We start from the raw sequence: 19,399 nt of genomic DNA on the forward strand, positions 1-19,399 counted from the left end.
TGAGCTTTTACATTGAGCCTTTACATTGAGCCTGTCGAAATGTGTCGAAATGTCGTGCTTCGTGTCACTGAGCTTGTCGAAGTGCTGTTTTATACTGGTCGGGGTTTCATCCCATCGCGCTCAAGCGAGGGCTTCGGCCGTGATCTCAGCGTTCGACAAAAGCTCACGCCGAGGTCCGAACGGTCTTCACCCCGACATTCAAGATAAAATAATCAACAATCGACAGTTGAGGGAAAAAACTTGTTAGTTATCGGTTTAATCAGTGGCACATCGGTGGATGGTATCGATACCGCTTTAGTGGAGATTAGCGGTACAGTGGAATCTCCACAGGTGCAGTTATTAGCTGGAGAAACCTATCCCTATTCCCCCCGATTACGCGAGACAATTTTACAAGTCTGTGGGGGAGAAAAGCTCGACCTTGAAGCTTTAGCCAGCTTAGATGATAACATCGCCGCAGAATTCGCCCAAGCCGCTTTAAATATCCAAAAAGAAGCCCCAAAAGCCCAATTAATCGGCAGTCACGGTCAAACCGTTTTTCATCGACCCCCCGCAAACGATCGCCTCGGTTACACGGTACAATTAGGACGGGGAGCAGCGATCGCAAAAATCACCCGTATTCCCACCATTAGTAATTTTCGCGCTGCCGATATCGCCCAAGCTGGTCACGGTGCGCCCCTAGTGCCGAAAATTGACGCTTATCTGCTTTCTCACCCCACCAAAGCCCGCTGTGTTCAAAATATCGGCGGTATTGGCAATTTAACCTATCTACCCCCCCGACAAAGGGAAAATTGGCAGCAAAAAATTTTCGGTTGGGATACTGGCCCCGGCAACGTCCTCATCGATTTGGCCGTACAATTTTTGAGCCAAGGCCAACAAACCTACGACCATAACGGTCAATGGTCGGCCCAGGGTCAACCCTGCTCCGAATTAGTTCATAAATGGCTACAGGAGCCTTATTTTCAACAATATCCCCCTAAATCCACCGGCAGAGAGTTATTTAGCCCCGCCTATCTAGCCCAATTGCGCGAGGATGCCCAAGCTTATTGCCTCAGTGATGCCGACTGGTTGGCTAGTTTAACCGATTTAACCGCCATTTCGATCGCCCACAGCTATCAAACCTTTTTGCCAGAAATGCCCGCGGAAGTGCTGCTCTGCGGTGGTGGCGCTCGTAATGCCTACCTGCGCCAACGACTCCTAGCACATTTGGGGTCAAATGTCAAGCTTTTGACCACCGATGAGGTAGGATTAAATAGCGATTTTAAAGAAGCGATCGCTTTTGCCCTTTTGGCCTATTGGCGCTGGCACAATTTCCCCGGTAATTTACCGCAAGTCACGGGGGCAAAAGCAGCGGTTTTATTAGGAGAAATTTACCTATGAGCAGCAGCTATGAAATATTTTCAACAATTCAACGCCAAAGGGTCAGCGATGGGCAAATAGTGCCAATTTTAAGCGATTGTGCCGATTATAAACGTCTTTTAATTCTTGTTTGGCCGCAATTGGGAGATTTTGATAGTCTCGAATACGCTTGGTGGTTAGAAAAAGAGGCAGCCCTTTGGCAAAATGCCGGGATAACCATTCGTGCCATCGGTATCGGCGATCGCAATTCAGGTTTAAAATTCTCTGAATATACGAAATTTCGGCAAGATTGGCTTTTTGTTGACCCCAAAGCTGAATTACACAATTTATTAGGACTTTATCGCGGTTTATCGTTAAAATTACCTGGGTTTTCTCCCGGACAAAATGCCTGGTTAAATCTAATTTTTATGTGTGCGGGTGTGGGTAGTCCGGGGACTCTGGCCGAAGTGCTGCGGGGTTATCTTGGCGATCGCAAAGCCCCCCAATTAATTGCCGAGGAGGAAACAATGCAAGCGCGGCCTTTACCACCTTTCCGGGGTTCCCTATTCAATCTTGCTGGGGGTCAAGGTTTTCAGCGACCTTTTGAATTAGCCACCCTGAGACTGCGTAATATGGGTCAAGTTTTGGGCAATTGGTCAACATATATCCCCGATAGTAGTTATCTCACCCAACGGGGAGGGACTTTTTTATTTGATAGTCAAGGAAATTTACTCTATGAGCATCGGGATCAAGGTATCTTGGGTTTTGCTGAGAATATGAGTTATCCTCTCGCTTTTTTGCAGGATTAAGCTTTTTTCTTCTGCATCTCGCCCACTCCCAACTCTTGACTTTTAGCTTTTCCAGCTGATGGCTAAAAAACTTTAATGTTGTCCGACCACTTATTACCTAAAGATTGATGAAATTATTTGACGATTCAACCACAACTATCGGGAGTTATTTACTCAAGAGATAAGTAAATATTATTTTAAGTTTATTTAAGGCTGTCATTACTAATGGTAAGTTGAGCCGGGTAAATTTTCCCGTAGTATCAAAAAGGAAACTCATTCGACCCGTTCAGTCTAAACGGGGAGAGAAGGGATTTTGAGACTGAGGAACAACCTATGGCAAAGAAAATAAAGACAACCACTTATAAAGTCACCCTGAAAACACCCGATGGCGATTATACAATTGATGTTCCCGATAATGAATATATTCTCGAGGTAGCGGAAGAAAAAGGATTAGATTTACCTTCTTCTTGCCGTGCTGGTGCTTGTTCTGCTTGCGCTGGTAAAATCGAATCCGGTAGCGTTGATCAATCCGAGCAATCCTTCTTAGATGACGATCAAATTGAAGCGCATTATGTCCTCACCTGTGTTGCCTATCCTACTTCTGACTGTGTGATCGTCACCCACAAAGAAGAAGATTTGTACTAATTTAACTCAATATTCGGGGGTTAGATACTCCAACAATACAACAATAATAGAGCGGGAACTGCAAGGGCGACAGTTCTCGCTTTATTTGTATTTTTGCCTCTTGACTCGACAGTGAGATAAAGCCCAAAAATTAATCCTGCAGCGGCAGGGTGTGAGGTGTAGGGTTAATGGGCGCTGATAACTGATTATCGTCCCACTTCAGCGAAAATCTGGGCTAAAATCTCTCCAGCACCAGCCTCGCGCACTTTATGGGCTAAATCTCGTCCTAAGACTTCCCCATGGCTAGGATCACCGCTAACCGAGTCCTTAATCAGGCGCTTACCGTCGAGACTAGCCACCATACCCGTTAAAGTTAGGATACCATCCTCGATCGCCGTATTTACTCCGATGGGAACTTGACAACCCCCCTCCAACTCCCGTAAAAAAGCGCGTTCAGCATAGCATCTATCGCGACTAGGGGCGTGTTCCAACACTTTTAGGACTTCCAAAACCTCCGGATCTCCATCGCGGCATTCTATCCCTAAAGCCCCCTGTCCCACCGCATGGAGAGAAATCTCCGCCGGAATAACCTGATGAACTCGATCGCCTAATCCTAACCTTTCCAATCCCGCTACTGCCAGAATAATCGCGTCGTATTCTCCCGCGTCCAGTTTTGCCAGACGGGTGTTGACATTGCCGCGCACATCTTTAAAAGTCAGATGGGGATAATGGTAACGCAACTGGGCCAATCGCCGCAGGGAAGAAGTCCCCACCACCGCACCTTCCGGTAAAGTGTCTAATTGATAGTCTTGGTTTTGGCTATTTACCACCAAAGCATCGGCCGGATTAACTCTTTCCGTGACGCAACCCAAGATTAAGCCTTCGGGCAAATTAGTGGGCAGATCCTTGAGAGAATGGACGGCAAGATCGATCGATCTATCCAACATTCCCACTTCTAGTTCTTTGGTAAATAAACCCTTATCACCGATTTTCGCTAGGGCCACATCGAGAATTTTATCGCCTTGGGTACTCATCGTCTCCACCTCAAACTGTCGATGGGGGTGGTGTTTACTCAATTCTGCCTGTACCCAATAGGTTTGTACTAGGGCTAACTGACTTTTACGCGAACCGATACGCAGGGAACGAGGAGGACTAGAAACGGACATATCTGAAGTAGGAATTTAACTAAACATCTATCGGACTGCTCGATCTAGACTATCCTGATCTCACCCCTGTTGAGTAATCACTTTCTAGCTTAGGCATAAATAGTTACATCTCTTAATATTTTTCAGGAAATGGGGTGACTATTATTCCCCACTGACAGCAAAGCTGAAAGCCTAGATTAAAATAGAGGGACAAAGGTTGCAACAGGGTCTAACTAATGACATTACAACACCCTTGCTATAACAAAGAAAAATTTGTCCGACGTGGACAGGAAATCTATCAGTCTCGGCTGCGTCAGCAGGTTGAGAAGGACAATCATGGGAAGATTGTAGTTATTGATATCAAAACAGGTGCTTTTGAATTAGCCAAAGATATCCTCACAGTTTCCAAATCAACTTTTAACCCGATTGACCGATGCTCAAATTTGGTTCGTTAGAATCGGACATCGAGCATTTGATCGAGTCGGTTTTGCCCTATCATATAGAGACAAAAAGACCGAGTAACCATTGTCAGATTCTCCATACCCCCCTTATCAAGGGGGGAGCCGCGCCCCCCTTATCAAGGGGGGATCAAGGGGGGATCAAAGGCACAATCTATCTTCAATTTAATAATTATAACCACTCACTTAATAGGATAGTTACACAACGTAAAAATTGGTTAATTCAGGAGTTATTATTATGCTGGACCAAATGATGAAGATGTTAGAAGGGCAACAAATAGGCCCCTATCGTCTTAATAAGTTTCTCGGTGCGGGTGGTTTTGGGGGTGTATTTCATGCTAGTGAAATGGTCAGAAATACATCGGTTCAAGAAGTTGCTGTTAAAGTTATCCCCGAAAGTAGCGATGATAAATTAATTGAGTTAAAAAATGCCAGAAAGTTAGAACATTCTAATTTAATTAAGGCTTATTCGGTGGGGGAATTTACTTTTTTTAATACAGAAATGCTTTATTTAGTGATGGAATTGGCACAGGGTAGCCTAGAAAATCACATCGCCAAAGGCGGTTTGTCAGCGGATGAGATTAAAAATATTACTGCTCAAGTCGCCCAAGGTTTAAATTATCTTCATGGACAAAATAAAGTCCATCGAGATTTAAAACCGGGTAATATCCTCAAGGTTAATCAACAATACAAGTTAGCAGATTTTGGCTTAATTAGAACTTTAAATAACAAAAGCCACACTCAAACAGTCCACAATAGCGGTACAATTATTTATATGCCTCCCGAAGCCTTTAGGGGGGATATTTCCTCAGCTTGGGATCTGTGGTCATTAGGTATTATGTTAATCCAAATGACGACTAATCAACTTCCCTATAAGTTCAATAATGACAATAATCAACTAATGGCAAAGGTGATGAATTGTGAGCTACAAATCCCTAGTTTACCGAAAGAGTTTAAACCGATTATTGAAGGGTGTTTGCAAAAAGATAGAAAACAAAGATGGACAGCACAACAGGTTTTAAATGCCTTACAACCTGTGGGATGGACTTCTCCCCCGTCACCTCCACCAGCACCGGCAGCAGTCAAAAAGCCTGTTTCACCAATACCCCTAATTGCTTCACCTACTCCATTTACCGAAAAACTACCCAATCGAGTCACACTGGAGATGGTGAGCTTACCAGCAGGTCAATTTCTCATGGGATCTCCTGACAGTGATCCCAATGCTGCAAGTGATGAAAAACCTCAACACCAAGTTAAAGTCAACAGTTTTGCGATTGGCAAATATCCAGTGACTCAGGCACAATATCAAGCAGTAATGGGAACCAATCCCTCTCACTTTAAAAACAATCCCCAAAATCCGGTAGAAAATGTTAGTTGGAACGATGCTCAAGCCTTTTGTCGGAAATTGAGTCAAATAACCGGGAAAACCTATCGCCTACCGACGGAAGCGGAATGGGAATATGCTTGTCGTGCGGGGACTACTACTCGCTATTATTTCGGTGATGATGCTAATCGGTTAGGAGATTACGCTTGGTATAGCGCAAATTCTCAGAGTAAAACTCATCCTGTGGGACAGAAAAAACCCAATGCTTGGGGACTCTATGACATGATTGGCAATGTTTGGGAATGGTGCGAAGACGATTGGCACGATAACTATATCGGAGCGCCAAAGGATGGATCTGCGTGGCCTATCAATAATGATAATCGTTCTTATCTCAAGTGTCTGCGCGGCGGTTCTTGGAACAGCTACAAAGCACCTGATTACTGTCGTTCTGCCATCCGCAGCAGGAACCTCCCCTCCTACGACAACTACAGCCGCGGTTTTCGGGTTGCGTGTGTCTCCCCAGGACTTTAACCCTTTGTTCTTTTGCTCTTTTGCCCTTTGTCTCTTTTTCCCGCCCTTAGGCGGGTCGATTTTTTTTGAGAAAATACCCTTGTTTCAAGGCTCTGCCTTGAAACACAATATTTAAGGCTCTGCCTTAAAGCAATATTCAGGTAGAACCTGAAGAGAGCGTTCCCAGGTAGAACCTGGGAACGAGATAACCTACGATCTACTTAATTAGAGTTTGCATAGAAGATTCAATTTTCAATTTCTGTCGATGGCGTTTGGAACTGAAACCCTTGGTAGGGACAATTCATGAATTGTCCCTACATTTTCGGAGTATAAATCATGAATTGTCCCTACATTTTCGGAGTATAAATCATGAATTGTCCCTACATTTTCGGAGTATAAATCATGAATTGTCCCTACATTTTCGGAGTATAAATCATGAATTGTCCCTACATTTTCGGAGTATAAATCATGAATTGTCCCTACATTTTCGGAGTATAAATCATGAATTGTCCCTACATTTTCGGAGTATAAATCATGAATTGTCCCTACATTTTCGGAGTATAAATCATGAACTATCCCTACATTTTCGGAGTATAAATCATGAACTATCCCTACATTTTCGGAGTATAAATCATGAATGTCCCTACATTTTCGGAGTATAAATCATGAACTATCCCTACATTTTCGGAGTATAAATCATGAACTATCCCTACGTCTGGCTCTTCTCGACTTTGTGTGATAAATTTAAATTATATAAGAGTGATCGATCTTTGTGTCCTTTGTGTCTCTGTGGTTCCTTCCACTCACTGCCCTAAGACTGTATCTTAGAATACATTTTACCCACCAAACCCAAGAGATGCCACTGACCACCTTGCACCCCTACAAGGTTTCATCGGGATTAATGCCTAATTCTCTTAATCTTGCCGTTAATTGCTCAATTTTTTGTAAAGCCAGTTCTTTTTGTTGACGTTCAGATTCTTTTTGCTGACGTTCGTATTCTTGTTGCTGTAAAGCCAGTTCTTTTTGTTGACGTTCAGATTCTTTGGCCTGTTTCTCCAGAAGAGCGGCTTCCTCAGGTGTTGGGATTAACTGACCCCTAGGACTAAAATAACGCAATTTATCGGCGTATATCCCTAAATATAAGCCCAATTCTTCACTCCATAACCAACCTTGCTGATTGGGTTCAATCGGTTGATATTTTCCCCTAATTAACGTATATCCTTCAAACTCTAAACTATAGGGGTCAAACCAGAAATAATCAGGAGTCCTAAATGTATTTTGATAAATTTCTTTCTTTTCTTCCCTATCAGTCTTAGCGGTACTTTCAAAAGAGGATTTCTATAATCACATTAGGATATTTTCCCTCTTCTTGCCATACTACCCAACTTTTCCGGTTTTGGTTTCTAGTTGTTCCCAATACTACAAAAAAGTCGGGTCCTCTAAAGTATTCTGATTTTTTCTGATTGGGACTGTAGTAGATGGTTAAATTCCCGGTTGCAAAGTAATCTTCTCTATCTTGCCATAACCATTCTAGGCATTTTATCAATAAAATAATCTGAGTTAGATGTAAATTACTTTCCAATGGCGGTTCATCACTCCAAAATTCGCCCTTGGGGAAGATTATCTCATCTTTTTGGGCGGTTTGGCTAGGGGATAGGGGTTGAGTTGTAGTCATGGTTATCTGCTATGAATAATAAGCTGTCCGTGTATTTAAACTGCTTGTTGAGATGAGACAAGGGGCAACAGTAAAGGTATTGGCTAAGATTCAGCTAATCTAAGGATAGGCGGTTAAAATGCGTCTTAGCCTATTATTTGTGTTAATCTCATCTTTACAGATCAAAACCCTCAATCGTCTAAGGAGACAATGGCCGCCAATTCTCGGAATAAATCGCCCGTTTTTCTCGGCTGTTCCGGCAGGATCGCTATTTTTTGCCTCTTGATGTTACTATCGGCGGCAATAGGCTGGTTAATCGGGAAACAGTGGGTTAAACACAGCAATCAACCCCAAACCGTTAAACCCGTTTTTGCCACGGAGGAAAATAACTTTAATTCTGCCACAGATCCGGCATGGCAACGGAAAGCCGAGATGAGAAAGCGCCGTCTAGAGTTGGGAATTGATGGTCAGTTTTTTAAAAATCTCGTCAATGAATTGTTTAACCTCCGCTATGGGGATATCAAAGAGGAAAAACAGAAACAGGAACAAAGAGATATTTTAGCAGCAGAAATCCTCGATCGCCTAGACCGTCTCGATTCTGGCACTAGAGAAGCATTAGGTAGCTACGACGAGCAACAGCGAGAAAAATGGCGAGAACAAGTGAATCAGTTACGTCTAAGCAGTAGAGTCCTTAATTTACTCACTGATACTGCTTTTTTTCAGCTATTTCCCGAATTGACAGAAAGACCAAATTTTGATAGCGGCTTAGGTCAACTATGGAGTGGTTTGGCCTGGAATCAGTTACAATCTTTACAGTCTGGCCTATCCTACCAAGCGATCGAAAGTTTAGACGCGGGGGGAGAGGAAGTTATCGAGGCAATTCTCAGCGAGGGACAAGGAAAAGCCTATGCAATAAAATTGCGTTCCAGTGATCGGTTAGACTTAAATTTAGAGACGGAAGGCGAAGTTTTACTATCTTTCTACTCTCCCACGGGTAATATTACCCTTTTAGACAAGTCTAGCGATCGGCAATGGTCCGGTCAATTACCCGAAGAGGGATTTTATGAATTAGTTATTCTCCCCCAATCTTCTACCCCTGTTCACTTTCGCTTGCAGTTAAAAGTAAGTCAGTGACTTTAACTGTCAGGAGACAGGAGACAGGAGACAGGAGACAGTCGGCAGCTTTTTTCTCCCCAACCCCCCATCTCCCCACACCCCACACCCTACACCCCACACCCTACACCCCACTTCCCCAACCCCTAATCTGCTTTTTTACTTTTTCCCATGTCTTTAACTTTCCAGGCTGTTATCGCTAAATTAAATGAATTTTGGGCCGATCGCGGTTGTTTAGTTGCTCAACCCTATGATACCGAAAAAGGTGCGGGAACCATGAGTCCCCATACCTTTTTAAGGGCAATTGGTCCGGAACCTTGGGCCGTTGCCTATGTGGAACCCTGTCGTCGTCCTACGGATGGCCGTTATGGCGAAAATCCCAATCGTTTTCAGCATTACTATCAATATCAAGTTCTAATTAAACCCTCTCCCGATAATATTCAGGAAATCTATTTAGACTCCCTGCGGGTGTTAGGAATTAACCCGGAAGATCACGATATTCGCTTCGTGGAAGATAACTGGGAATCTCCCACCCTCGGTGCTTGGGGTGTGGGTTGGGAAGTGTGGTTAGATGGTATGGAAATCACCCAATTTACCTACTTTCAACAGTGTGGGGGTATTGATTGTCGTCCCGTGGCGATCGAAATTACCTATGGTTTAGAAAGATTAGCCATGTATCTGCAAGATGTGGAGGCAATTAATAAAATTCAATGGAATGAAAATATCCTCTACGGTGACATTTTTCTACAAAATGAAATCGAACAATGTACCTACAATTTTGAGGCTTCCAATCCTGAATTATTGTTTAGTTTATTCAGTTTATATGAACAGGAAGCTAAACAATTAATTGATCGCTCTCTGGTGATTCCCAGTCTAGATTATGTTCTTAAATGTTCCCATACTTTTAATTTACTCGATGCTAGAGGTGTGATTGCTGTAGCTGAAAGAACCCGTTATATCGGCAGAATTCGCAATTTAGCTCGACAGGTTGCTCAATTGTATTTACAGCAACGGGAAGCTTTAGGTTTTCCCCTACAAACGGTTTAGCGATCGGGTGCATCTTTGGCGATGCACCCCTAGCAATTGTATTGGCCTTCGTTTAATAACTTTTTTTTATAAAAAATCCTATTTATACTAAATCTTGTTTAAAAAGTATAGGATAGTGGGAAAGAAAAAAAGATGTTATCGCTAACATCTTTTTGGCATTTTTTACAATTTAACTTCAATATCAACCCCTGCGGGTAAATCTAATTTCATCAAAGCATCGATTGTCTTAGAAGAGGGTTGGTAAATATCAATAATGCGGCGATGGGTGCGGGTTTCAAAATGTTCACGGGAGTCCTTGTCAACGTGAGGGGAACGCAGGACACAATAAATCTTTCTTTTGGTCGGTAGGGGGATCGGTCCGATCGCTGTGGCGTTAGTTCTATTGGCAGTATCGACAATCTTCTCACAGGAAGTATCGAGTAAGCGCCGGTCAAAAGCTTTCAAACGAATGCGAATTTTCTGTTGTTGTAGCGTAGCCATAATTTCACCTATTGCAATTGTCAAGGTACAAAATAAAGACAGTAACGGAGCAGCTTTTAAATTCACTGCCCCGTTAATTAGTAGATTAGCCTACTTGATAATTTTCGAGATAACGCCAGAACCGATGGTGCGACCACCTTCGCGAATAGCGAAGCGCATACCCTGTTCAATAGCGATCGGGTTGATCAGTTCCACCGTCATTTTGATCCGGTCTCCCGGCATGACCATTTCTACAGTGCTGCCATCATCGGCGGTGTAGTCTTGGATAGTGCCAGTTACGTCAGTTGTCCGTACATAGAACTGAGGACGATAGTTTTTAAAGAAAGGAGTGTGACGACCACCTTCTCCTGCAGTTAACACATACACCTCACCTTCAAACTGGGTGTGGGGTTTGATTGTACCCGGTTTAGCGATCACCATGCCGCGCTCGATGTCGGTTTTTTGGATACCACGCAGGAGGATACCCGCGTTGTCACCGGCCATCCCTTGGTCAAGACTTTTCTTGAACATTTCAATCCCGGTGACGGTGGTGGGGCGAGTTTCTCTGATCCCGACCAATTCCACGTTATCACCCACTTTCACAATACCGCGTTCGATCCGACCGGTAGCCACCGTCCCCCGACCAGTAATCGAGAATACGTCTTCTACCGCCATCAGGAAGGGTTTATCGATATCCCGTTCGGGGGTGGGGATATAGCTATCTACCGCTTCCATTAATTCATAAATTGCGTCCACCCACTCGTTATCGCCTTTTTGGGCCTTGGGATTTTTGGTCATGTAGTCGAGGGCTTCTTTCGCAGAACCGGCAATAATGGGGATATCGTCGCCAGCAAAGTCGTAACTGGTGAGAAGTTCGCGTACTTCCAGTTCTACGAGTTCCAGTAACTCCTCATCGTCCACCATATCTTTTTTGTTGAGGAAGACCACGAGGTTAGGTACGCCCACCTGACGAGCCAGCAGGATATGTTCCCGGGTTTGGGGCATCGGGCCGTCAGCGGCCGAGACCACGAGAATACCACCGTCCATCTGTGCGGCACCGGTGATCATGTTTTTTACATAGTCCGCGTGGCCGGGGCAGTCCACGTGTGCATAGTGGCGATCAGCAGTTTCGTACTCAACGTGAGCGGTGTTGATGGTGATCCCGCGGGCTTTTTCTTCGGGAGCGGCATCGATTTCATCGTATTTTTTAGCTTGGGCATTACCCAGAGCCGCTAGGGTCATAGTGATAGCGGCGGTGAGGGTAGTTTTGCCGTGGTCAACGTGACCGATCGTACCGATGTTAACGTGGGGTTTCGTCCGTTCAAATTTAGCGCGTGCCATTTACTTTCTGTTCCTTTGTTTTTTTTCTTCTTCAGGTGGGTGAACAGTAATCAGTCACCAGAGATCAGTTTTAAGTTAGCAGTTATTAGGGTTGACCGCTCGAATTTAAATGATCGGTTTGTCTTTACTGCTCACCGGTCACTGGTCACTGATTAGCCGTTCCCTTTACTTTTGGCGATAATCGCCTCGGCCACGTTGCGGGGGACTTCTTCGTAATGGCTAAATTCCATGGTGAAGATGCCCCGTCCCTGGGTTTTGGAGCGAATATCAGTGGCGTAACCAAACATTTCCGCTAAGGGAACTTTAGCGGAGACTTTGGCGATGCCGGCCTCGGTTTCTTGACCTTCGATTTGTCCCCGACGGGAGTTAAGATCACCGATGACGTTACCGATGAAGTCTTCGGGTACTTCCACCTCGACCTTCATCATCGGTTCTAGGAGAACGGGGGTAGCTTTCATCACCGCTTCCTTAATCGCCATGGAACCGGCAATCTTAAAGGCCATCTCGGAGGAGTCCACATCGTGGAAAGAACCATCCACAAGGGTTGCTTTCAGGTCGATGACGGGATAACCCGCTACAATCCCCGATTCGCAAGCTTCTTTCATCCCTTGTTCTGACGGACTGATGTATTCTTTGGGGATAGCACCACCGACAATTTTGGAGACGAAGACAAAGCCCGACCCCGGTTCACCCGGTTCGAGTTCGATGACGACGTGGCCGTACTGCCCTTTACCACCACTTTGACGGATAAATTTACCCTCAGCGCGCACGGGTTTCCGCACAGTTTCCCGATAGGCCACCTGGGGAGCGCCCACCGTCGCTTCGACTTTGTATTCCCGGAGCATTCGATCGACCAGGATTTCCAGGTGCAGTTCTCCCATCCCGGCGATCACCGTTTGATTGGTTTCGGGATCAACTTTGACCCGGAAGGTGGGATCTTCATCGGAGAGAGCTTGCAGAGCTTTGCTGAGTTTCTCGATGTCCTGTTTGGTTTTCGGTTCCACCGCCACGGAGATAACCGGTTCGGGGATAAAGAGGGATTCTAGGATAATCGGGTTCTTATCATCACAGAGGGTATCCCCGGTAATGGTGTTTTTCAGTCCGATCGCCGCTCCTAGATCACCGGCGCGCAGTTCATCCACTTCGATCCGTTCGTTGGATTTGAGGATGATCAGGCGAGCGATCCGTTCTTTGGTTCCTTTGGTGGAGTTGTAGGCGTAGCTGCCTTTAGCTAGTACACCGGAATAGACCCGTAGGAAGGTTAAACGACCGAAGGGATCGGCCATGATTTTGAAGGCGAGGGCCGAGAAGGGCGCATCGTCCTTGGCTTCCCGGATTGCCTCGCTGCCATCGGGAAGAATCCCTTTAACGGCGGCTACTTCCGAGGGTGAGGGTAGGTAATCGACAACGGCATCGAGGAGCAGTTGTACCCCTTTGTTTTTGAAAGCCGAGCCGCAGAGGACGGGAACAATTGTACCAGCAATCGTCCCTTCTCTGAGACCGCGTTTGATTTCGGCTTCGGTGAGTTCTTCACCTTCTAGATATTTTTCTAGGAGTTCTTCATCAGCTTCCGCTACAGCTTCCACCAGCTGCACGCGGAATTCTTCGGCCTTTTCCAATAAGTCTTCGGGAATGTCGGTTTCTTCTATGTCTTTCCCTAGATCGTCCTTATATATATAGGCGCGCATCTTGACGAGATCAACGATCCCGCTCAGTTCGCTTTCCGCGCCGATCGGCATTTGGATGGGAACGGCGTTAGTTCTGAGGCGATCTCTTAATTGTTCGTAAACTTTGAAGAAGTTCGCCCCCGTTCTGTCCATTTTGTTGACAAAGGCAATCCGGGGTACTTTGTACCGATCGGCTTGTCTCCAGACGGTTTCTGATTGGGGTTGTACACCACCAACAGAGCAGAAAACCGCCACCACTCCATCGAGTACCCGCATGGAACGTTCCACTTCAATGGTGAAATCGACGTGGCCGGGGGTGTCAATGATGTTGATGCGATGATCTTGCCAACTGGTACTGATGGCGGCGGCGGTGATGGTGATTCCTCGCTCCCGTTCCTGTTCCATCCAGTCGGTAATTGCCGTTCCGTCGTGGACTTCGCCCAGTTTATGAGCGACTCCCGTGTAGAACAGGATTCTTTCTGTTGTCGTTGTTTTGCCCGCGTCTATATGAGCGGCGATTCCGATGTTTCGCACTCTCTCTAGCGGGATAGTCCGTGCCACAGCAACCTCCTTGCTTTGCTTGCCAGTGATGGGATTTTGTTCTAGGATTTTTTACACTATTTACAATTCTATACTTTTCTTGACAGTTTTTTGGCGGCAGCGGTGTAGTCCACCGCCCTTAAAGTATCTTTAAAGTATCTTTTTAGTAACGATAGTGGGCAAAGGCTTTGTTTGCCTCTGCCATCCGGTGGGTTTCTTCCCGTTTTTTGATCGTGCCGCCGGTTTCATTGGCCGCATCCATGATCTCGTTGGCCAGTTTACCTGCCATGGTTTTGCCGCCTCTAGTCCGAGCATAATGGACTAACCAGCGTAGTGCCAAAGTACTACCACGATTGCTCCGTACTTCCATCGGTACTTGATAGGTGGCTCCACCGACCCGGCGGGCTTTCACTTCCACTAGGGGAGTGGCGTTTTTAACGGCTTTTTCAAATACTTCTAGGGGTTCTTGACCGGTACGTTCGCCGACGGTTTTCAGGGCATCGTAAACGATATTAGCGGCCAGGGATTTTTTGCCCGATCGCATGATCCGGCGGATGGTCATGCTGACTAAACAGCTATTGTAAACGGGATCGGGGGGAATAGGACGTTTTTTGACGTTTTTACGGCGAGACATCGGAATATTCCTGAATTTTCTAGGTTAACTTTAACTTTTGCTTGACAGTCGGATGATTACAGCCCATCTCAAACCCTCTCCTGCGAGTCTTCAGTCTCTTGGGTTAACTTTGACCGACTCGGTGGGAGTATTTTTTTGGTTAATCAATTTCCTGTTTATTTAGCAGCGGGTTTGGGGCGTTTGGTTCCGTACTTAGACCGCGCCTTTTGGCGGTTTTTCACCCCAGTGGCATCGAGGGTGCCGCGAATGATGTGGTATCTGACTCCGGGTAGATCTTTGACCCGACCGCCCCGAATCAGGACGACCGAGTGTTCTTGTAGGTTATGACCGATGCCCGGAATGTAGGCTGTCACCTCAAATCCAGAGGTCAAACGTACCCTAGCCACTTTCCGTAGGGCTGAGTTGGGTTTTTTCGGTGTGGTGGTATATACTCTTGTACAAACTCCCCGACGTTGGGGGCATTGTTTGAGGGCGGGAGATTTGGTTTTTCTTTTCGCTTTGGATCTTTCGTCGCGTATTAATTGCTGAATGGTGGGCATGATAGGGCTGTATCTAAGGTTACTCTGAACTCCTATTACCGAAGGTCAAATCGTTGACAAAAGGTCATTATAGCAAATTGTCGCTCTTGTTGTCAAGTCGCTTATTGTGCTTTTCTCCGGTTTAGATGTTAGAGATTGTCTTTTTCTTGGGCGGCTGCGGCACTCAATTCGGACGTTATTAGGCGATAAAATTACAGCTTCGTTGTTTTGGCTTGATGGTGCAATTTTAGCGATAATTATCACCTGATTAATCGGCCAATGTCTGAAAAGCTGTCTCTAGCTAACCTCATTTTCAGAACTGGTGTCTAGAGTATTAGCTCTTAACGATATATTTAGAGCTTTTGTACTGGATGCAGCCCAGATGTGCTGCCATAAAATATTGTTAACCTTTGAGGTTAACAATATTACAAGGGTAATCTACAATGGATATTGTATTTAAGGAAAAAAAATTTGAGAACGAATGCAATAGCCAAAGGTTACTGAAAAAACAGTATGGAGAGAAGATGGCTAAGAAAATCAGGCAAAGACTCGACGACTTAAAAGCAGTTATTGTCCTGGAGGAAATGCGAGCGCTACCGGGACGTTGCCACGAATTGTTACATAACCGTGCTGGACAACTATCTTTAGATTTAGTTCATCCCCTCAGACTAATTTTTGAGCCGGCTAATATACCGATTCCTCAAAAAGCAGACGGGGGAATTGATTAGAAGAAAGTAACCGCAGTCGTAATTATTGGCATAGATGACACCCATGACTAATACTATTGAGAACAGATATGCACCGGATTTTATTTCTCCACCGGGAGAAACCCTTACCGAAATCCTAGAAGAAAGAAATATGTCTCAATCGGAACTCGCCCAACGCATGGGCAGACCAAAAAAGACTATCAATGAGATCATAAAAGGTAAAGCGGAGATTACTATCGATACCGCCTTACAGATAGAGTTAGTGTTAGGAACTACCGCCGGTTTCTGGATAGAGCGCGAAAGACTTTATCGGGAATATTTAGCGAGAAAAAATGAGAATCAAAGATTAAAAGGTTATTTAGGCTGGTTAAAACAAATTCCTTATCGGCAGATGACTGAATTAGGCTGGCTCAAGTTTGATGAGGATAAAATAGAGCAATTACGAGAGAGCTTGAATTTTTTTGCCGTTGTCTCCCCTGAGCAATGGGAGGAGATTTGGGGGAGAAATTTATCGATTGATTTTAGAAAGTCTCAAGCATTTGATAGCGATCAAGGGGCAATAACGGCATGGTTGCGTCAAGGAGAAATAGAAGCATCGAAAATTAATTGTGCTGATTACAACGAGTTGAAATTCAGAGATGCCTTGCGACAAATTCGTTCGTTAACTATTAAGTCTATCGAGGTATTTCAACCGCAAATGATCGAGCTTTGTGCCGCAGCGGGGGTTGCCTTAGCCTTTGTCCCTGAACTTCCGAAAACAAGGGTACACGGTGCTACCCGTTGGTTAGGTTCTCACAGAGCTTTAATTCAATTGAGCGATCGATACAAAACAAATGATCATTTTTGGTTTTCTTTTTTTCATGAAGCTGGTCATATTTTATTACATGGGAAACGAACTTTATTTTTAGAGGGGCAAGATATTCAAGATACAATTAAAGAAAAAGAGGCGGATGTTTTTGCGGCTAATTTCTTAATTGATCCTGGAGATTGGCAGAGATTTATCGCCAATAATTCTCTGAATAGAAAAGCTATTAATCAATTTGCCGAACAACTAGGAATACACCCTGGTATTATTGTTGGTAGAATGCAACATGAGCAAATTACTTCTTATCAAAACTATAATGATCTTAAGGAGAAATATTGTCTAAATACGCAGAATTCCTTTTTGGTATTGACGAGCGACTCCCCAAAAGGAAAACTTCCTATCTCACTATTAAGATAACTGCTGTAAGCGGAGATTACTAAGGATAAATTTGGCAATAAGTGACAAAGTTGCGATAAAATCAAAAAAAGTCAGGGAGAGGATAGTTATGCTCGATCTTGCGAAATTAGCGGCAAAAATGCCAGGAATCAGTCAACATTTTCAACAGGAAGTGACAGCTAGTCGCGAGCGAGTGCAACGGGCTAAAATTCTTTTAGAACAAGCTCAACAGCAACAGGAAAAACTACTAGAACTCTATCATAACTGGCACGATCGCCTAATTTTCTCTGTCGCGCTACCGATCGAACCTCTCGACACCCGCGTTACTATCCTTCCCGCTCCCGAAAGTCATAGCGTTTTTGCCACGGATGGTTCTCAAATTGCCCCTTCTCACCACGAAATCGCCTACTGTTATCTAATTAATATCGGTAGGATTATGTTGCACTATGGTCAAAATTTGCACCCTCTCCTCGATAGCATTCCCGAAGTCTATTACAAATCAGAAGACCTCTACATTTCTAAACAGTGGGGTATTCGCGTGGATGAGTGGATGAGTTATCGTCGGACGGTATTAGAAAGCCAAATGTTAGCGGAAATGGCTACTCGTTGGGTAAAACCCCCTGGGGCCCATTATGAACCAAATTTAGCCCTCGTGGATGGTTCTTTGATCTATTGGTTTATCGATAGTCTCCCCCCGGAAGCAAAAGATTTAATTTTGCCACCGATTTTTCAGTCTTGGGACGATTTAAAATCAGCTAGAATCCCGCTTATGGGTTATATTAGTGCTTCTCGTAGCACGGAAGGCTTAAATTTCCTGCGTTTACAATCTTGTCCCCATGATACTCCCAATTGCTTGATCAATTGCGGTGATTTAGACCCAGAAAAAACCCCCTGTCGCGTCGTCGATCCTCTCCGGGATGCTTCTATCTGGGGTTATTTATTGGAACCGGGGCAAAGAAGTCCTTTTTGGCGCAGTTCTTTGAAAATACTCGATCTTTATGGGGATGAACATCGCATTTACTTCTGTTATCTCCATGTGGGGACGGAAATCGCTAGGGTAGAGGTTCCTGCTTGGGTGGTGGAGGATCGAGAATTACTCGATCGCTCTTTGAGTATTTTACTGGCCCAGGTGTTAAAAGGTTATGGTTATCCGATCGCCTTAGCGGAAGCGCACAATTTAGCGGTGATTAAAGGTGGCGATCGCTTGCGTTTTTTTGCCCTTTTGGAACAACAGATGATTAAAGTCGGTTTACAGGATGTGGGAACATCTTATAAGGAAGCGAGAAAACGCAGTAGTATCGCTTGATAGTAAATCTGTTGAGTATAGGCTACATATCAGGACAGGCAAAAGGCAATAGGTAAGAGGCAAAAGAGGGAATAAATAATCAGTCTTTAATAACCGGATTTAGTATCACTGATAACTGATCACTGATAACTGATCACTGATAACTGGTCACTGATAACTGATCACTGATAACTGATAAAGGTGGGAATTACCCACCTTAAACTTGATTTTTGCCGAATTTTTCTAGCGACTGCTCCGATCTTGGTCCAAGACACTGACGGGGAAATTATTATAACCAACGTGATGTTTGCTGGTTTTTTGAATTTCTTCTTTGATTTGATCTAGATCAACATAGCGATCGGCTACATTAATTAAACTATCACTGGTCATCGATCGCAAACTAACCACTTCCACTCGCGCACCACGGTAACTTACGGAATCGGCAGCATAGGCCAAATCCCCATCACCACTGACAATTACTGCGGTATCATAGGAACCCACTAGAGCCATTAAATCCACGGCAATTTCCACGTCAAGATTGGCTTTTTTGGAACCATCGGGCAATTGTACTAGATCTTTAGCGATGACTCGATAACCGTTGCGACGCATCCAGAGGAGGAATCCCTGCTGTTTTTCGTTAGTGCGATCAACTCCAGTATAAAAGAAGGCGCGCAAGAGACGAGAACCAGCAGTTAAACGACAAAGTAATTTGGTATAGTCAATTTCGATACCTAATTGCAGGGCCGCATAAAATAAATTAGAACCATCGATGAAAATCGCCACACGACCGCGATTTTCTAGCACTTGTTCGGGGGTGAAGACTGGGGCTGTGTCATAATCATCAAACATTTTATTTTCCCTCGTTTGTTAAAAGTTTAGTGTTGAGTGTTTGCCAGTTCTATCTGAAAGGACAACAGACCTTAAAAAATAGAGTTAGAGAATTACAGAGAATGATTGATCCTATAATAATGGGAAAATCCTCAGAGTGAGGAACTCGCATGAAACCAGCATCCCTGATTCAACTAACCGATAGTCTGAAAGCCCTTTAT

At 44.6% G+C, this 19,399-nt stretch carries 16 protein-coding genes and 2 pseudogenes; 10 read left to right on the forward strand and 8 right to left on the reverse strand.

Features of this window, described 5'->3' with window-relative positions:
* Positions 1-240 precede the first annotated feature (240 nt).
* The 3 genes from H6G48_RS14510 (at position 241) to H6G48_RS14520 (ending at position 2,768) form a co-directional block, all read left to right on the forward strand.
* Positions 241-1,377, forward strand: coding sequence for an anhydro-N-acetylmuramic acid kinase (locus tag H6G48_RS14510; RefSeq protein ID WP_190722291.1), 1,137 nt, complete (start codon positions 241-243; stop codon positions 1,375-1,377).
* Positions 1,374-2,144, forward strand: coding sequence for a peroxiredoxin-like family protein (locus tag H6G48_RS14515; RefSeq protein WP_190722292.1), 771 nt, complete (start codon positions 1,374-1,376; stop codon positions 2,142-2,144). The genes H6G48_RS14510 and H6G48_RS14515 overlap by 4 nt, the downstream gene beginning before the upstream one ends.
* Positions 2,145-2,456: 312 nt before the next feature.
* On the forward strand, positions 2,457-2,768 hold the full coding sequence (locus tag H6G48_RS14520; RefSeq protein ID WP_012266930.1) for a ferredoxin: 312 nt from the start codon (positions 2,457-2,459) through the stop codon (positions 2,766-2,768).
* A gap of 185 nt (positions 2,769-2,953) precedes the next feature.
* Here H6G48_RS14520 and hemC read toward each other — a convergent pair whose 3' ends face one another.
* Positions 2,954-3,913 (reverse strand): hydroxymethylbilane synthase, encoded by a 960-nt coding sequence (hemC, locus tag H6G48_RS14525; RefSeq protein WP_149988724.1) that lies wholly within the window; start codon positions 3,911-3,913, stop codon positions 2,954-2,956.
* Positions 3,914-4,128: 215 nt separating this feature from the next.
* On the opposite strand from hemC, the pseudogene H6G48_RS14530 reads away from it, so the two are divergent.
* Together H6G48_RS14530 and H6G48_RS14535 are read left to right on the forward strand one after the other, a co-directional pair.
* A pseudogene (locus tag H6G48_RS14530) lies at positions 4,129-4,414 on the forward strand (hypothetical protein).
* A 174-nt stretch (positions 4,415-4,588) separates the two neighbouring features.
* Entirely contained in the window at positions 4,589-6,205 is a 1,617-nt protein-coding gene (locus tag H6G48_RS14535; RefSeq protein ID WP_190722294.1) for an SUMF1/EgtB/PvdO family nonheme iron enzyme, read from the forward strand.
* A gap of 858 nt (positions 6,206-7,063) precedes the next feature.
* Here H6G48_RS14535 and H6G48_RS14540 read toward each other — a convergent pair.
* Positions 7,064-7,859 (reverse strand): annotated as a pseudogene (locus H6G48_RS14540) (Uma2 family endonuclease).
* 189 nt (positions 7,860-8,048) lie between these two features.
* On the opposite strand from H6G48_RS14540, the gene H6G48_RS14545 reads away from it, so the two are divergent.
* Together H6G48_RS14545 and glyQ are read left to right on the forward strand one after the other, a co-directional pair.
* Positions 8,049-8,972, forward strand: a complete 924-nt coding sequence (locus H6G48_RS14545) for a serine/threonine protein kinase (RefSeq protein ID WP_149988257.1) — start codon at positions 8,049-8,051, stop codon at positions 8,970-8,972.
* A 150-nt stretch (positions 8,973-9,122) separates the two neighbouring features.
* Positions 9,123-9,998 carry a glycine--tRNA ligase subunit alpha gene (gene glyQ, locus H6G48_RS14550; RefSeq protein WP_004162850.1) on the forward strand — a complete coding sequence of 292 codons (876 nt, stop codon included), beginning with the start codon at positions 9,123-9,125 and terminating at the stop codon, positions 9,996-9,998.
* Positions 9,999-10,160: 162 nt separating this feature from the next.
* Here the strand turns inward: glyQ and rpsJ are convergent, their stop codons facing one another.
* The 5 genes from rpsJ to rpsL all read right to left on the reverse strand — a co-directional run bounded on the left by rpsJ (position 10,161) and on the right by rpsL (position 15,178).
* The gene (gene rpsJ / locus H6G48_RS14555; RefSeq protein ID WP_002800099.1) at positions 10,161-10,478 is read right to left on the reverse strand and encodes a 30S ribosomal protein S10; all 318 of its coding nucleotides are present in this window, start codon (positions 10,476-10,478) and stop codon (positions 10,161-10,163) included.
* Positions 10,479-10,568: 90 nt separating this feature from the next.
* Positions 10,569-11,798: an elongation factor Tu gene (gene tuf, locus H6G48_RS14560; protein ID WP_190722295.1), complete on the reverse strand. Its 1,230-nt coding sequence runs from the start codon at positions 11,796-11,798 to the stop codon at positions 10,569-10,571.
* Between the two features lie 152 nt (positions 11,799-11,950).
* On the reverse strand, positions 11,951-14,026 hold the full coding sequence (gene fusA / locus H6G48_RS14565) for an elongation factor G (protein WP_190722296.1): 2,076 nt from the start codon (positions 14,024-14,026) through the stop codon (positions 11,951-11,953).
* Between the two features lie 142 nt (positions 14,027-14,168).
* Positions 14,169-14,639: a 30S ribosomal protein S7 gene (gene rpsG, locus H6G48_RS14570; RefSeq protein ID WP_002758831.1), complete on the reverse strand. Its 471-nt coding sequence runs from the start codon at positions 14,637-14,639 to the stop codon at positions 14,169-14,171.
* Positions 14,640-14,794: 155 nt separating this feature from the next.
* Positions 14,795-15,178 carry a 30S ribosomal protein S12 gene (gene rpsL / locus H6G48_RS14575; RefSeq protein WP_002740176.1) on the reverse strand — a complete coding sequence of 128 codons (384 nt, stop codon included), beginning with the start codon at positions 15,176-15,178 and terminating at the stop codon, positions 14,795-14,797.
* 422 nt (positions 15,179-15,600) lie between these two features.
* Between rpsL and H6G48_RS14580 the strand changes: the two genes are divergently transcribed.
* The 3 genes from H6G48_RS14580 to H6G48_RS14590 all read left to right on the forward strand — a co-directional run bounded on the left by H6G48_RS14580 (position 15,601) and on the right by H6G48_RS14590 (position 18,371).
* Complete coding sequence (locus tag H6G48_RS14580; protein ID WP_190722297.1) at positions 15,601-15,885, forward strand: type II toxin-antitoxin system RelE/ParE family toxin; 285 nt, start codon at positions 15,601-15,603, stop codon at positions 15,883-15,885.
* A 43-nt stretch (positions 15,886-15,928) separates the two neighbouring features.
* The gene (locus H6G48_RS14585) at positions 15,929-17,086 is read left to right on the forward strand and encodes a HigA family addiction module antitoxin (protein ID WP_190722298.1); all 1,158 of its coding nucleotides are present in this window, start codon (positions 15,929-15,931) and stop codon (positions 17,084-17,086) included.
* A gap of 88 nt (positions 17,087-17,174) precedes the next feature.
* Positions 17,175-18,371, forward strand: coding sequence for a DNA double-strand break repair nuclease NurA (locus tag H6G48_RS14590; protein WP_190722299.1), 1,197 nt, complete (start codon positions 17,175-17,177; stop codon positions 18,369-18,371).
* Between the two features lie 222 nt (positions 18,372-18,593).
* Here H6G48_RS14590 and H6G48_RS14595 read toward each other — a convergent pair whose 3' ends face one another.
* Positions 18,594-19,199 carry a LabA-like NYN domain-containing protein gene (locus H6G48_RS14595; RefSeq protein ID WP_002739868.1) on the reverse strand — a complete coding sequence of 202 codons (606 nt, stop codon included), beginning with the start codon at positions 19,197-19,199 and terminating at the stop codon, positions 18,594-18,596.
* Positions 19,200-19,399 lie beyond the last annotated feature (200 nt).

The organism is Microcystis flos-aquae FACHB-1344 (genome assembly GCF_014698375.1).
Classification (GTDB): domain Bacteria; phylum Cyanobacteriota; class Cyanobacteriia; order Cyanobacteriales; family Microcystaceae; genus Microcystis; species Microcystis aeruginosa.

Coding starts and splice junctions, on each gene's coding strand:
- tuf (WP_190722295.1), bottom strand. CDS start 11,798: ATGGCACGCGCTAAATTTGAACGGACGAAACCCCACGTTAACATCGGT.
- H6G48_RS14535 (WP_190722294.1), top strand. CDS start 4,589: ATGCTGGACCAAATGATGAAGATGTTAGAAGGGCAACAAATAGGCCCC.
- rpsL (WP_002740176.1), bottom strand. CDS start 15,178: ATGCCCACCATTCAGCAATTAATACGCGACGAAAGATCCAAAGCGAAA.
- H6G48_RS14515 (WP_190722292.1), top strand. CDS start 1,374: ATGAGCAGCAGCTATGAAATATTTTCAACAATTCAACGCCAAAGGGTC.
- H6G48_RS14590 (WP_190722299.1), top strand. CDS start 17,175: ATGCTCGATCTTGCGAAATTAGCGGCAAAAATGCCAGGAATCAGTCAA.
- rpsJ (WP_002800099.1), bottom strand. CDS start 10,478: ATGGCTACGCTACAACAACAGAAAATTCGCATTCGTTTGAAAGCTTTT.
- H6G48_RS14520 (WP_012266930.1), top strand. CDS start 2,457: ATGGCAAAGAAAATAAAGACAACCACTTATAAAGTCACCCTGAAAACA.
- H6G48_RS14595 (WP_002739868.1), bottom strand. CDS start 19,199: ATGTTTGATGATTATGACACAGCCCCAGTCTTCACCCCCGAACAAGTG.
- H6G48_RS14545 (WP_149988257.1), top strand. CDS start 8,049: ATGGCCGCCAATTCTCGGAATAAATCGCCCGTTTTTCTCGGCTGTTCC.
- glyQ (WP_004162850.1), top strand. CDS start 9,123: ATGTCTTTAACTTTCCAGGCTGTTATCGCTAAATTAAATGAATTTTGG.
- rpsG (WP_002758831.1), bottom strand. CDS start 14,639: ATGTCTCGCCGTAAAAACGTCAAAAAACGTCCTATTCCCCCCGATCCC.
- H6G48_RS14585 (WP_190722298.1), top strand. CDS start 15,929: ATGACTAATACTATTGAGAACAGATATGCACCGGATTTTATTTCTCCA.
- H6G48_RS14580 (WP_190722297.1), top strand. CDS start 15,601: ATGGATATTGTATTTAAGGAAAAAAAATTTGAGAACGAATGCAATAGC.
- hemC (WP_149988724.1), bottom strand. CDS start 3,913: ATGTCCGTTTCTAGTCCTCCTCGTTCCCTGCGTATCGGTTCGCGTAAA.